Source organism: Phycisphaerales bacterium (assembly GCA_020852515.1).
GTDB lineage: Bacteria > Planctomycetota > Phycisphaerae > Phycisphaerales > UBA5793 > UBA5793.
The window spans coordinates 22,427-36,311 of the sequence record JADZAS010000013.1 but is presented as its reverse complement, the minus strand read 5'-3'; the positions used below and the strand labels follow the sequence as shown (position 1 = coordinate 36,311).

Below are 13,885 nucleotides of genomic sequence, written 5' to 3'. Positions count from 1 at the left end.
CATCCGATGTGGCTGCTGGTCTTTATCCTCGCGTCCGCCGCAGCGCTCAGCGCGCTGTGGCTGCTGGTCGCTGTCGGCGTGCATCTCGCGCAGCGAGCGCGCGGCCGCGCTTCAGGGTGGATCACCGGCTCGATCCGCCGCCCGGCCATCATGACCATCGCCTGCAGCGCGTGCGCCGCTGGTATCCACCTTGGCATGACGCGGGCCGACGGCTTTCCCCGCCAGATGCCCGCGGCCCTGCTTACCCTGGATGTGGCCAGCCCGTGGTACGGCCGCATCGCCCTGCGCACGCTCGCCGACCGCGCCGCGCAGCACACGCTGCCGATGGACACGGCGTCAGGCATCACCGATGCGCTGCTCGATGCCGACTGGTGGCTCGATGAAACGCATCGCCGTCTCTTTGACAATTCGCGCCAAAGCGAGCGCTGGTTCACCATCCAGATGGAGCAGGCGCGCCTGAGCGATGAACAGCTGGCCCGCTGGCTCAATCTCGTGCCGCCGCCGATGTTCCTCGCCAACGCCGACACGCGCCAGTCGCCGTCGTCGATCTCCATCACCGCTGTGTTCGGCCGCGAATGGCAGCGCATCGACAACGTACCGTACCGAGTGAACCGGCTGGAGATTACCGAAATCCGCGTGAACGGCGAGTCCCAGGAGTTCACGCTGGAGGAGGCCGCCGATTCGCAGTCTGACATCGGCTGGTACGCGACGCGCGTCGAGTTTCACGTGTTGGGCCTGCACGCGCCGCCCGATTCGTCGCCGCGCTGCGAGATCGAAGTCATCTACCGCGTCGATCTGGAGCCTAGTTCGTACCGGAACATCGGCCCGCTGCGCTGGACCACGACGCTGGTGGTCAACTGAGGCGCGCGAGATCCTCATCGGCGATTTGGGCGTTCGTGTAGACCTTCTGCACGTCGTCGAGATCTTCAAACGCTTCGATGATCCGCATCACCCGCTCGGCGTTCTCGCCGGCGCACTGCACGGTGGTGTTGGGCAGCATGGTCACTTCCGACGTCTCGACCGTCATGCCCGCCGCCTCGATCGCTTCCTTGACCGCGTGCAGATCGTTGGGCGCGGTGAAGACTTCCCACAACTCGTCAACGGCCTGCACGTCTTCCGCGCCCGCTTCGATCGCCTTCTCGAAGATCGTCTCCTCGGCCACGCCCGCGGCGGCGACGGTGAGATAGCCGCGCTGCGTGAAGCCGAACGCGACCGAGCCGCTCACGCCCAGTTTGCCGTGGAATTTGTCAAAGATCATGCGGACTTCCGGCGCCGTGCGGTTCACGTTGTCGGTCAGGCAGTCGATGATGATCGCCGCCCCGCCCGGGCCGTAGCCTTCGAAGCGCATGGGGGTGTACTGCACGCCGTCGTCGGCCCCGCCCGCGCCCTTTTTGATCGCCTTTTCGATTGTGTCCTTGGGCATGTTGACGGCTTTGGCGTCGTCAATGGCGTAGCGGAGCGTGAGGTTCATGTCCGGATCGCCGCCGCCCTGGCGCGCCGCCACGATGATGGCGCGGCTGCACTTGGACCACATCTTGCCCCGCGCCTTGTCCTGCCTCGCCTTGCGATGCTTGATGTTGGCCCATTTGCTATGCCCGGCCATGACGCGAGTGCTCCCTGACTGATTGCCCGAACCTGATCGACAGCGTCAATTCTTGTCCAGTCCCGGCGAGGCCGCAACCGGGGGCTTTTTCCCTGCTTTGGCCGCCTCGATCTTTGTGCGCGTCATCTCAATTGTCTCGCCGAAGTACTTGCGGTAGAACTCGATCGTCGCGTTGGCGTCGTCTTGCTGCACGGTCGCCGCGTTCAACTGCATGATCTCGTCGTAGGTCCGCACCGATCTCTGCCAGATTTCCATCGCGCGCTGCTCTTGCCCGGCGCGCCAGTAGGCGTCGCCGAGATGGTCGAGGATCACGGTCGTGTCGATCTCGCTCCGGTCTTCGAGCCGCAGCCGCACCGCCTCTTCGAGCAACGGAATGGCGGCATTTTCGAAGATCTCACGCGACTCATCATCGGGATTCTCGAGTTTGCCGAGCTTGTAACGCACCCAGCCGAGCGAATCGAGCACGGCCGAGTTGTTTCCTTCCGCCTTGGTCGCCTTGACGAGCATCTGCTCGGCTTCTTCGAGCCGCACGTTGCGGTCCGCCAGCGAGTAGCCCAGGTCGTTGTTGGCCATGGCGTGATCGGGATCGACCGCCAGCGCTTCCTCGAGCAGCATCTCCTGCGAGGCGTCGTGCCCTTCCGACGAGAACGCCCCCGCAAGGAGATACAGTGACTGCGCCAGCAGCTGCGCCGGGGACTGGCCGTCCCTCTCGCCCGCCGTCGACCGCGAGTCGAGGATCTGCATCGATTCGTATGCCCTTGACCCGTCGCCGTCGGGCTCGTGCGCCCTCCGCACCAGATTGATCGCCCGCTGCGGCTCGTCGCGGATGGCGCACTGCACCAGCCGCCACTGCGCCAGGCCGGCTTCGCGCCTGCGGATCGGACCTTGTTCACCCAGCCACCGATCGCTCAGCGCGCAGCCATCATCGAGACGATCGTGCTGTCCAAGGCTCACGGCGCACACCGCAGTCAGGTCGAACTCGATCTTCGGATCGATCTGACTCACCGCCTCGATGAAAGCAATGATGCCCTGCAGCGGCCGGTCCAGTTCCACCATCGCCGTCGCCGAGGCGATGAACACCGCGGGCGGCGCCGAAACCTGTTTGGCGATCGCCTGCCGGCCGATGGATTCGACCAGTTCCAGCGCCTGCGCGCGCAGCGCCTCGCTGGCGAGGCGCGAGGCAAGTGCGGTGATGTTCTCCACGTGCCGGTCGAGGTGCTCGGAGGCCAGTTCGAGCGCGTGGCGCAGGTTCGCCAGCGCGCTCTCGCCAAGGTCCTGCTCGATGTCGAGCTGAGCCAGCGCCAGGCTGCGCGTGACCGACTCGGGCTGGTGGCTCCAGCGCTGGGCGATCACCTGCCGCGCCTCGTCCTCGCGGCCGACACTCTTGAGAGCTGATTCGAGTTGGATGTAAGACGCGAAATCCTGCGGCCGCTTCGCCACGGCAGCGCGAAGCACCTCCACTGCTTCGCCCCCGCGCTGGTCGGCGATGAGCGTCCGCAGCCATGCGTCTCGAAGCCGTCGGTCGCCGGGCCGGTTGATGCGCTGCGTGGCGATCCACGGCGACGCTTCCGAAGCGCGGCCGGCCGCGAGCCAGATCTTCACCAGCCCTTCCAGCGCGACCGAATCTGTGATGTCCTCGGCCAGTAGCGCCTGGTAAGCGGCGATGGCGTCATCGAATCGCCCGCGCCCCGCATCCTGTTCGGCGCGCAGCATGCGGAACTCGCGGCTCTGCGGCGCGGCCGCATAGAGCGCTCGCACCACGCTGCCATACTCCGTGCTGTCCTGCAGCGGGCCGCCGTAGCCGTAGAGGCGGATGAGCGCGCCATACGTCGCGGCGTCGCCCGGCTCGACCTCCAGCGCGCCGCGCAGTGCCGCGGCCGCCTCCCTCGCTCGGCCCGCGCTGGTCAGCAGTCGAGCCTTGCGCCGAAGGTGTTCGGCTTCGTCGATCGACTCGCCGCGCTTCGCCTGCAACTCGTCCAGCAGCGCCAGCCCCGCATCAACCTCACCCACCTGCGCCAGCAACATGGCGCGGTCATAGCCGAGTTCGGCCGAATCGCTCTGCTGCCCCGGCGTCGCTTTGAGCACGTCAATCGCCTCGTCGCTCAGGTTGAGCACCAACAGCACGGTCGCCTTGCTCAGCAGGCCTGCCGTCGATCGTGGATGCCTGGCCAATAGCGCATCGAGCGCCGTGCGGGTCTGGTCATACTGGTAATCGCGCAGCAGCAGCCCGACACGCACGAGTTGCCCTTCGAGCGAGTCGCGCATCGCCTTTGGCAGTTGGTCCCAGCCCTCCAGAAAGCGGCGCGGATCGTCCGTGAGCGCGACGAGTTCATCGAGAAGCGAATCGGGGATGTCGCCGCTCTCCTGCGCCAGCGTGATGATCAGCCGCACGGGCTGCGACGGCGCCAGGCGCTGCACGGCCCAGGGCAGCAGGTCGCGCAGCACCGCCGCGTCGCCGCCGTGCTCGCCGAGGAATTCGAGAATCACTTCGTCGCTGCGCTCCGGCGGCAGGAGCCCCGCGATCGCCTGCACGTATCGCAGTTCGCCCGGCTGCTCGGCCAGCCGCCCGCGCAGCGCCGTCGCCAGCGCTTCAGCTTGCGGCGAGTCGCGGAAGAGCGCGACCAGTTCGAGCGCCCCGGCCATCTTGGGATCGTCGATCGCCTTGAGCAGCGCATCGATCGCTTCAGGCGTGCGCCCCGCCTGGCTCAGCGCCCAGATGAGGCGCGGCAGCATGTCCTGATCGCTCACGCGCGCGGCGCCCAGCGCCTGGCTGTACACTTCGACCGCCTCGTCGTAGCGCTGCAGCCGGCAGTACGCGTCGCCCAGGTCGCGCCACATCTCCGGCGCCACGCGATAGAGACGGTCGATCTCCGCCTGGAAATGCGCCGACTCCGGCGGGTACTGCGGCAGGCGCTGAATCAATGCGCGCCACACTGAAACACCCGCGCGATCGTATCCTTCGGCCAGCAGCACCTGGCCGAGATCATGTGCGACCAGGAACCAGATGTCCGCGTGGCTCGCCGCCGCCTGCTCGTCTTTCAGCAGCGCGTAAGCGCGGCCCAGCAGTCCTGCGGCTTTGTTCACATCGCGCCGCTGCCACGCCGCCGAGCCCAGCCGCAGCAGCGCTTCGAGGTCGTCGGGTTCGAGAGACAGTATGTCCTCATAGAGGCGCAGGGCCCGCGCCGGGCCGATGGTCGAAAGGTAGTTTTCCGCCATGAGGCGCATGCACGACACGGCTCCGGGATCGAGCTTGAGCGCCTGCTCAAGGGAGCGGATCGAGTCAAAGTAGCGGCCGTCGAGCGTCATCTCGCGCGCCGCCAGGTACAGCCGCATCGTTTCGCGCAGCACATCCTCAGAAGGCGGCGCTGCCGAGCGCGGCTGGGGCATGAATTCGCCCGAGGCCAACTGGCCTAAAGCCTCCTCCAGCGCCAGCGAGGCTTTCGCGTCGCCCGCCTCGCGCGGCATCAGCCGCTGGGCGTCGATGCCGGGCGGAACGGGAAGGGTCACAGCCGCCTTGGACCGCGCGCCGCCGTTGGCTGGCGGGTTCGAGTGGGCCGCAGTTGGCGTCCGGGCCTGGCTGCCGTCTTCGGCGCCGCTGCGCGAATTCGAACAGCCGCACACGGCCAGTGCGGCGCAGCAGGTGCAGACGAGCAGACCGAATCGGCCGGGTCTCTGAAGAATCATCGGAGGACAATCTCCCTGTTCGGCAAGGCAATCGCAGAATCCTGTGCTGGCAGGCGGCATCAGCCGCAGTCAATAGTACGGTCCGCACCCCCGCACCGCGTGCCCCCCCGTTTTCAATCGTCCAACTGAGCCTTCCGGCTCACCTGCAGGTGATTCGGCCACGGTGCGATATAAAACAACCGTCGGCTTCCGCCGACGGTTGTTTGCTGCTGCGCGATGCCTCGATGCCGTGCGGTCTCAGCGGCTCAGTGACCCGCAGTGGGATCAGCCGGCGTCTCAGCGACGGGGTCAAGTTCCATGGTGAAGCGGGCGGCCCACAACTGGCTCGAGCCCTTCTGCCTCGGGTCCATGGTCCGCTGGCTGGTCCACATCATGTACGAGCCGTCGGAATTGAACACGGGCAGGCCATCGAAGCCGCCGGCGTGCGTCACCCGCCGCGTCTGCAGGCCGTAGCGCTCAGGGCCGGTCGAGCCGGGCAGGTTGCCGGGGTCGGCGGTGGTGATGAAGACTTCGTAGTTGAAGTGGCCGATGGCGCTGGTGGCGTAGACGAGGTGCCGGCCGGCGGGATGCCAGAAGGGGCACCAGTTGACGTCGGCGTTGTCGGTGAGCTGATGCTCGCGCTCGATGCCGACGGGCACGCCCTGCTCGTTGAACTTGAGATCGGCGACGAAGAGTTGGAGGAGGTTGTTGCCATGCCGGTCGGAGCGGTAGGTGATGCGCTTGCCCTCGGGGCTGAAGAACGGCCCGCCGTCGTAGCCGTTGCCGCCGACGATGAGGTTGGAAAGGCCCGTGGTCAGGTCCATGATGTGAAGATCGCCCAGGCGCGGCGCGCCGTCGAGCGAGCAGTACACCATGAAGCGGCCGGTGCTCTCGAGCGAGCCTTCCGCGTCGTAGGTGCTGTTGTGGGTGAGTTTGCGGATGCCGCTCTCAGTCGGCGTCGGCAGCGGCGTGCCGGGGTGCTGGATGCGCCAGATTTCGGGCACGATCATGGTGATGATCTCGGTCTCCGTCGGAAACATCCACTTGTATTTCGAGCCGTCGCGCTGAAAGCCGGGCGCTTCGCTCTCCGTGGGAGCCGTGATCGTCGAGCCGAAGTAGATGCGCGAGGGGTCGTTGGGGTCGAACCAGCCGCAAGTATTGGCCGACCCGGGCGGGCTGACGAGAATTGGCCGGCCGGCTCCGGTGAGGCGATCGTCTTCCCAGTTGAGTTTGGCCACGTACATGGCGTAGAACGGCGCGGGCTCCTCGCCCTCGGCGGGTTTGGCGACCGCCTGGTAGATGACCCACTGGTTGTCGCCGCTGAAGTACGCTTCGCCGGCCTTGAAAAAGTCTTCGTCGAAGGTGAGTTGGACGTGGTCGGCCAGAATGCCCTTTTCAGCCACGCGCCAGTTTGGACCGGCTTCGCTCCCAGCCGATGGAGGCGGGCCGCCGACGTTCTGGCCGAATGCGGCGGAAGCGGCCAGGGCCAAAGCGGCTCCGGCCAGACGTGAAATCCCGCTGAGGTTTGCTTTGCGCGAGGCAGCCACTACCGATCCATTCGCAGCCATGTTGCACCTTCCTGAAAGAGGGCGTATCAGCACCAGTATAGTCTCAGACAATCATTGCATTGATCTGCTCAAAGGCCCGCAGGTCTGATCAGGGAAATGACCCTGATCGGGCTCGCGCCGCCTGGTCTGCGACGAGGTCGGACGGGCGGCGGAAGTGACGGAACCCATGCACACGCTTGCACTTGTACATCGCGATGAACACCTGGTCTGCGTCGAAAAGCCATCGGGGATGCTCAGTGTGCCCGGCAAGGGGCCTCAGGGGAGCGATTGTGTCGTGAACCGGTTGATCGCGATGTTCGGCTGGGCTCGCGAGGTGCATCGGCTCGATATGGATACCAGCGGCCTGATGGTCGTCGCGCTCAACCCTGAAAGCCACCGCGCGCTGTGCCGGCAGTTCCGCGAGCGCACGGTGAGCAAGCGATACGAAGCGATTGCGCACGGCCGGATCGAGGGTGAGCGCGGGGAGATCGACCTGCCCATCCGCGCCGACATCGAGCACCGGCCGAGGCAGATCGTCGATCGCGAGCACGGCAAGCCGTCCCTGACGCGCTACGAGGTGCTCGACCGCACTGAGGCGACGACGCGCGTTCAACTCGCGCCCCAGACCGGCCGCTCGCACCAGTTGCGGGTGCACCTGGCGTCGGCGGGGCACGCCATTCTCGGCGATGACCTGTATGCGCCGGCCGAAGTGTGCGCGATGAGTTCCCGGCTGCTGCTGCATGCGACCTCGCTGTGCATTGACCACCCGGCGAGCGGGACGCGGCTGGTTCTCGTATCGCCGTGTCCGTTCTGAGCGGCGGGCCCGAAACTGGTGGATACTGCGGTGCTGGCTCCTCCGGGGGCCCGGCGTATTCTTGAGGATCGTTTTTCTCACCGGCCCGTAGCGGCCGGGGCGCGAGGAGCATGTCTTGAACAGCCCGGCGGTGGATCAACAGGACGAGGCGGTGGCGCCAGAGCCGCACGCCGGGGTTGAGTCGCGCCGCGGCGACGCGCCTCGGCGCCGGGCGGGCGTAGCGCATGCCTCCGACCGTCTCGAATCGCCGGTCACGCCGCGCTCTGACCCGCGCGGCGACGGGCGGATCCGCACCGGCAAACTCGCAGGCTTGTCGCTGGGCATGGCGATCTGGGTGCTGTCGTGGCCGATCATGGCGCAGTCGTTCCTCGATGCGCTGCTGGGCACGGTGGACACGGCGGTCGCAGCTCGCCTGGGCGTCGAAGAGACCGATGCTGTCGGACTCTCGACGTACATCATGTGGTTCACGGGCGTGATCACGATGTCGGTGGCGATCGGCGCCACCGCGCTGATCAGCCGCGCCGTGGGCAGCGGCCACCGCAGCCGCGCCAACGACGTGCTCGGTCAGTCGATGACGCTGGCGATCATCATCGGCGTGGCTGCGGGAATCGTGATGGCGATCGCCGCGCCGTTCCTCGGCCGCCCTTGCGGACTCGATCCGGTTGCGGCGAAACTGATGGCGCAGTACCTTTGGCCGATCGCGGCGTCGATGCCCGCGATGGTCGTGACCAACGTGGGCGTAGCGTGCCTGCGCGGCGCGGGCGAATCGCGCAGCCCGCTGTGGATCATGATGATCGAGAACATCATCAACCTGCCGCTCAACGGGCTGCTCTCCGGCGTGGCGCTGCACTTCACCGTCATGGGCCGAACCATCGACTGGCCCGGCATTCCATCGATCGCCATCGGCATCGCGGGCGTGGGCGTGGCGACGTGCATCGCGCGGTGCGTGGGCGCGGTCATTGTGCTCTGGCTGCTGTGGCGCGGCGAAGACGTGATGCGCCTGCACTGGCACCGCATGAAGCCGCGCCTGTCGTCAATGAAGCGCCTGATGAACGTCGGCCTGCCGAACCTGTGGGAATCGCTGGGCATGTGGATGGGCAATTTCTTCATCATCCTCGTCATCGGCCAGGTGCTCGCTGCCGCGGCGGGCGCGCCCGGGCTCATCGGCGCGCACCAGATCACCATCCGGCTTGAGTCGTTCAGTTTCCTGCCGGGCTTTGCGATGGGCACGGCGGCGGCGACGCTGATGGGACAGTACCTCGGCGCCGGCAACCCGCGCATGGCCGCCCGCGCGGCGCTCGTCTGCGCCGGCGTGGCGGCGGTGGTCATGTCGATCTTCAGTTACTTCTTCATCTTCCACCCCGTGGCGATGGTGTCGGTCATGTCCGACCAGGAGATGCACAGGCAGGTGGTGCCCGATCTGCTGCGCCTGGCGGGATACATCCAGGTCCCGTTCGCCATTCTGCTTGTGCTGCGCGGCGGGCTGCGCGGCGCAGGCGACACGCGGATGGCCATGATCATCACAAGCATCGGCATCTACGCGATCCGCGTGCCCGGATGCCTCATCGCGGCGCTTCTCTTTCCCGAAAAGGGCCTCTACCCGCTGTGGCTGGTGATGGTGTGCGAACTGACGATCCGCTGCCTCATGTTCACCGCCCGCTTCCTGCACGGCGGCTGGATGCGGATCAAGGTATGAGGCGCGAATGACGCGTCGTGGTCGGGCGCTCGCAATCCGTTGACGGGCTCGCTTAGCCTGCCTCGGCGAGGGTGAGGGTGGAGGTGGAACCGTCGGCTTCGATGGCGCCGCTGTGTGGCTTGGGTTGGGCGAGGTCGAAGAGATAGTGCTCCACGTGCTCGCCGGCGCAGCGGACCACGTGCAGGTCGTGCCGGTAGGCGAGGTCGACGACTTCGCACTGGTCGATGGTCTGGTGGATGTCCCAATGCCGGCAGTCCATGTCGAGCATGCGCACCGTCGGGCGGCAAGGCTGGAGCGAATTACGCCGCACCACCGCGCCGTAGCGGCCGTCGGAAGTGCGCACAAGCGAGCCGATCGGAAACACGGGCAGCCGGCGCAGAGCAACTTCGCGCACGATGGGGTCGAACCACGGCTCGAGGCGCTCATCGGAGAGGTCGCGCATGGCGGCGATCGCCGGGCGGGGATTGCCCGCTTCGTCGACCATCAGCGCATCGAGGGCGTCGGCGACGGCGACGATGCGGTTGAAGATGTGTATCTCGCGGCCGCGCTGCGGCCCGCGGTGGCGGCCGTTGGTCAGCGGGGCCATGTTGGGCCATCCCGAGCCGTTGAAGCGCTGGTGATGGTTGAGGGTGACCTGGCGCGCCGAGGCGGCGATGCCGGTGTCGCGCAGCAGGTCGTAGCCAAGCGACGTGTGCCGCTGATAGTCCGGTGGTGCAATCGAGGCTCGGATGATCTCGTAGACACTGTGGTGAGCCTGCACTTGTTCAGAGAGAGCGAGTTTGCCCGCGTCGTGGAACACGGCGCCGAAGACGAGAGAGACCATGTCGCGAGCTTCCGCCGGTGAGAGCCGCGGACGCTCGCGCACGATATAGGCTTCAAGTTCGATTCCGATGAAGAGGCTGAGCGTTGCGACATTGAGGCTGTGCTCGAAGACGCGGTACTTCGGATCCATCGACCGCGCGATGGGGCGGATAAAGCGCCGCTGGGGCATGATGTCGCACACGAGCGAGACGATATCGGACCGGGCCTCGAGCGCTTCCGTTGCGGTCATGCGCTGAGCGGACGATGCGGCAAACTGCTCGTGCAGCCGGCGGGCCATTTGCTGCACGGTGGCGTTGAGCCCCGCGAGGGGCGCCTCGTCCAGATCACTGGTGGCGGGATGCACAACCCAGGCTTCGCGCACGCCGGTGCGCTGGGCTTCGGCGATGAGGCCGTCGTCGAGGACGGTGCCCGCGGCGAGGAACTCGCCGGGGAAGGGACCGGATCGAAAGACCGGTACGCCGACGGTCATTCCCGGCCTGAGATCTCTCGTTCCGCACAACAGCATGGTTGGCTCCGAGGGCGGAAAGGCCCTTGACCACATCGGCGTTCTGCGGCGGGCGCTTGCACGAGGTGGGCCGGCGGCGCCGCGTGGGCGCGTGTGATTCGCGGTCTGGAGAATCGGGGAAAGGGGCGGCGCGGCCGATAAACCTGCAGATGGCGCGAAACCGCAAGGGCGGGGCAGGCGCTGCGCGGGAATGACCACATCACGCGGGCGCGCCACGGCGGCGGATCAAGCTCTCTGAGTTGCCCTGAGGGCTGTAGTTCGACGTCAGCGATCCCGGCGAACCCGATGTCGCCCTCGGACCGACAACGTGCGGGGGAGGGCTCTGGCCCTCCAAAAACAAGACGGTCGCGATCCACCGGCCGCCGTACTATGCCCCTCCCCATCCGCAATCTCTGAGCGTTTCATCCGTCCGTACCTGACGGATGGACCATGTGCTTCCACCTCTGGATGACCCTGCGCGGCTCGTAATCGAGTTGCGCTTTGTCCCTGCGCTGGACCGCGATGACGCGGTGCAGGAGGCGTGGGTGGCGCACCTGGAGGGGGGGCCCGTTTCCACTGCGGCGAACACGTACGCCCTGGTATCTGCAAAGCGTCCGCGGCACTCGCGCCGGGGTGCTCGCTACGATGTCCGCGTATTGCCTGGACCTGTAAATCGAGGCCTTCGAGGGAACGTCATGCTGGATCGAATGGTGTGCCGGGGCGTGGTGGTGTGTGGATGCGTTCTTCTGCTGGCGCCGTGGGCGGCGGCGCAGGAGGGCGACCGCGTCAACTATGACCCGCCGCCGATGGGCGAACTCATCGCGCCTCAGCCCAGCGCGCTGGTGGGGATGCTCGAGCGCTATAACACAGACCGCCGGGCGATGCAGCGGCTCAACGGCTCGGACCTGTCGCCGGTGAGCGTGGCTCGGTTTACGGCGTTCTACGACGACTGGAAGCAGCGGCTCGAAGAGGTGGACTTTGATTCGCTCAGCCAGGACGGCCGGATCGACTACATCCTCTTTCGCAATCATCTCGACTACCAGCGGCGACAGATCGAAATCGACGCGGGATATCGCAGCGACATGGCGGACCTGCTTTCGTTTGCATCGATCGTCACGAGCCTCGATGATGCGCGGCTGGAGATGAAGAACGTCGATTCACCGGGCGCGGCGGCCGCGCTCAACGATCTCGTGAAGCAGGTGGGCGACGTGCGCCAGCGCGTCGAAGAGGGGCTGCGGAGCAAGAGTGAGACGAGCGACGCGGGCGAAGGCGGCGATGATGAGCCGGGGCCGATCGTGGTCAAGAAGACCGTGGCGAACCGGGCCGCGGCAGAGGTGGACAGCCTGCGGCGGACGCTGCGCGAGTGGAACGGCTTCTACAGTGGCTATGACCCGATCTTCAACTGGTGGATGCAGGAGCCGTACAAGGCGGCGGACCAGGCGCTCGATGAATACGCCAACTTTCTGCGCCGGCAGTTGGTGGGGGTGAATCCGGACGATGAGTCGTCGATCATCGGCGATCCGATCGGCCGCGAGGCGCTGCTGAGCGATCTGCGCATGGAGATGATCCCGTACACGCCCGAGGAACTGGTGGACATCGCCAACCAGGAGTTTGCATGGTGCGAGGCGGAAATGCTCAAGGCCAGCCGCGAACTGGGCTATGGCGACGACTGGCGCGCGGCGCTGGAGTTCGTGAAGACGCAGCACGTCGAGCCGGGCGCGCAGCCGGAGTTGATTCGCGAACTGGCGATGGAGGCGACGGAGTTTGTCGAGAGCCGGAATCTGGTGACGGTGCCGGAGTTCTGCAAAGACTTGTGGCGGATTGAGATGATGTCGCCGCAGCGGCAGTTGATCACGCCGTTCTTCACGGGCGGCGAGGTGATCAGCGTGGCGTTTCCCACCGCGGGGATGACGCACGAGCAGAAGATGATGAGCATGCGCGGCAACAACCGGTATTTTTCGCGCGCGACGGTGCACCACGAACTCATTCCCGGCCATCACCTGCAGGGATACATGACGAGCCGCCATGCGACGTATCGCGAGATGCTCGGCACGCCGTTCTGGACCGAGGGCTGGGCGCTCTACTGGGAGATGCTGCTGTGGGACAAGGGCTTTGGCCGCACGCCCGAAGAGCGCATCGGCATGCTGTTCTGGCGGAGTCACCGCTGCGCGCGGATCATTTTCTCGCTGAGCTTTCACCTTGAAACGATGACGCCTCAGGAGTGCGTTGACTTCCTCGTGGACCGCGTCGGTCACGAGCGCGACAACGCGGCGGCGGAGGTGCGGCGCAGCGTCGGGGGCCTGTACAGCCCGCTGTACCAGTGTGCGTACATGCTCGGCGGACTGCAGTTTCGCGCGCTGCACCGCGAACTGGTCGAGACCGGCGAGATGCCCGACCGCGACTTCCACGACGCGATTCTGAAGATGAACCGCATTCCGGTGGAAATGATTCGCGCTCGACTCGAGGATGTGCCCCTCACGCGGGATTACACCACCAACTGGCGCTTTTACGACCGCTGATTGGCTGGCGGAATGCGAACCGTCTGCCGGCGGCGCGCGCGACGCTGGCAATTGCCGCTGCGCTGATGCGTCTTTGATGCGTCTTTGCGGCCTTCGAGACTGCGCGCGAATGAGGGTGAAATCCCGCTCCACGCCGGCGGGCGTGCGCGATATACATCTGATGGAGATACCTGCGCGCGGCGATCGCGCGATCGCCGCGTGATCAAGAACCAGCCGTGTCTGGAGAAAGGACGCAGCGATGAACCTCATCCCATGGAATCGGCGGAACCCCGCTGATGGAGACCTCGTACGGTTCCGCCACGAGGTGGACAACATGTTCAATCGCTTCTTCAACGACCCGTGGGGCGCGATTGAGCCGAAGTTCCGCTCCGAAGGATGGCTGCCCGCCGTCGACGTGAGCGAGAACGATGCGGAGGTGACGGTGCGCGCGGAGATGCCGGGCGTCGAGACCAAGGATCTGGACATCAACATCCTCGGCAACACGCTCAGCATTGCGGGGAAGAAGGAAGAGAAGAAGGAACAGAAGGGCGAGAACTACTACCAGTGCGAGCGCCGCTTCGGTTCCTTCCGGCGCAGCGTCGATCTGCCCGAAACGATCGACGCGGACAAGATCACGGCGGACGCGGAGAACGGCGTGGTGACCGTGCACGTGCCCAAGAAGCCGGGCATGAAGCCGCGGCACGTGGACATCAAGCCATCGGGCCGGAAGGTGCCGCTTGGCGCCTGAGCCGCCCGCG

At 66.2% G+C, this 13,885-nt stretch carries 9 protein-coding genes; 5 read left to right on the top strand and 4 right to left on the bottom strand.

Annotation, left to right across the window (positions count from 1 at the left end; translation table 11 throughout):
• The first annotated feature begins 6 nt into the window (after positions 1 to 6).
• Positions 7 to 861: a hypothetical protein gene (locus IT430_06285; GenBank protein MCC6907528.1), complete on the top strand. Its 855-nt coding sequence runs from the start codon at positions 7 to 9 to the stop codon at positions 859 to 861.
• Here IT430_06285 and IT430_06280 read toward each other — a convergent pair.
• The 3 genes from IT430_06280 to IT430_06270 form a co-directional block, all read right to left on the bottom strand.
• Positions 854 to 1,603, bottom strand: coding sequence for a YebC/PmpR family DNA-binding transcriptional regulator (locus tag IT430_06280; protein ID MCC6907527.1), 750 nt, complete (start codon positions 1,601 to 1,603; stop codon positions 854 to 856). The two genes, IT430_06285 and IT430_06280, sit on opposite strands and share 8 nt — an antisense overlap.
• Positions 1,604 to 1,648: 45 nt before the next feature.
• Complete coding sequence (locus IT430_06275; GenBank protein ID MCC6907526.1) at positions 1,649 to 5,287, bottom strand: tetratricopeptide repeat protein; 3,639 nt, start codon at positions 5,285 to 5,287, stop codon at positions 1,649 to 1,651.
• A gap of 245 nt (positions 5,288 to 5,532) precedes the next feature.
• A complete protein-coding gene (locus tag IT430_06270) occupies positions 5,533 to 6,834 on the bottom strand; it encodes a PD40 domain-containing protein (GenBank protein ID MCC6907525.1) in 1,302 nt (433 codons plus the stop codon).
• Positions 6,835 to 7,000: 166 nt separating this feature from the next.
• On the opposite strand from IT430_06270, the gene IT430_06265 reads away from it, so the two are divergent.
• Entirely contained in the window at positions 7,001 to 7,627 is a 627-nt protein-coding gene (locus IT430_06265) for an RluA family pseudouridine synthase (protein MCC6907524.1), read from the top strand.
• A 115-nt stretch (positions 7,628 to 7,742) separates the two neighbouring features.
• Positions 7,743 to 9,323, top strand: coding sequence for an MATE family efflux transporter (locus tag IT430_06260; protein MCC6907523.1), 1,581 nt, complete (start codon positions 7,743 to 7,745; stop codon positions 9,321 to 9,323).
• Positions 9,324 to 9,375: 52 nt separating this feature from the next.
• Here IT430_06260 and IT430_06255 read toward each other — a convergent pair whose 3' ends face one another.
• Positions 9,376 to 10,650 (bottom strand): HD domain-containing protein, encoded by a 1,275-nt coding sequence (locus tag IT430_06255; protein ID MCC6907522.1) that lies wholly within the window; start codon positions 10,648 to 10,650, stop codon positions 9,376 to 9,378.
• Between the two features lie 674 nt (positions 10,651 to 11,324).
• On the opposite strand from IT430_06255, the gene IT430_06250 reads away from it, so the two are divergent.
• The gene (locus tag IT430_06250) at positions 11,325 to 13,148 is read left to right on the top strand and encodes a DUF885 domain-containing protein (GenBank protein MCC6907521.1); all 1,824 of its coding nucleotides are present in this window, start codon (positions 11,325 to 11,327) and stop codon (positions 13,146 to 13,148) included.
• Between the two features lie 238 nt (positions 13,149 to 13,386).
• Complete coding sequence (locus IT430_06245; GenBank protein ID MCC6907520.1) at positions 13,387 to 13,875, top strand: Hsp20/alpha crystallin family protein; 489 nt, start codon at positions 13,387 to 13,389, stop codon at positions 13,873 to 13,875.
• Positions 13,876 to 13,885: the final 10 nt, after the last annotated feature.

Excerpts from the sequence above, each read along its gene's own strand:
- IT430_06265 (MCC6907524.1), top strand. The coding sequence starts at position 7,001 with ATGCACACGCTTGCACTTGTACATCGCGATGAACACCTGGTCTGCGTC.
- IT430_06280 (MCC6907527.1), bottom strand. The coding sequence starts at position 1,603 with ATGGCCGGGCATAGCAAATGGGCCAACATCAAGCATCGCAAGGCGAGG.
- IT430_06245 (MCC6907520.1), top strand. The coding sequence starts at position 13,387 with ATGAACCTCATCCCATGGAATCGGCGGAACCCCGCTGATGGAGACCTC.
- IT430_06270 (MCC6907525.1), bottom strand. The coding sequence starts at position 6,834 with ATGGCTGCGAATGGATCGGTAGTGGCTGCCTCGCGCAAAGCAAACCTC.
- IT430_06275 (MCC6907526.1), bottom strand. The coding sequence starts at position 5,287 with ATGATTCTTCAGAGACCCGGCCGATTCGGTCTGCTCGTCTGCACCTGC.
- IT430_06250 (MCC6907521.1), top strand. The coding sequence starts at position 11,325 with ATGCTGGATCGAATGGTGTGCCGGGGCGTGGTGGTGTGTGGATGCGTT.
- IT430_06285 (MCC6907528.1), top strand. The coding sequence starts at position 7 with ATGTGGCTGCTGGTCTTTATCCTCGCGTCCGCCGCAGCGCTCAGCGCG.
- IT430_06255 (MCC6907522.1), bottom strand. The coding sequence starts at position 10,650 with ATGCTGTTGTGCGGAACGAGAGATCTCAGGCCGGGAATGACCGTCGGC.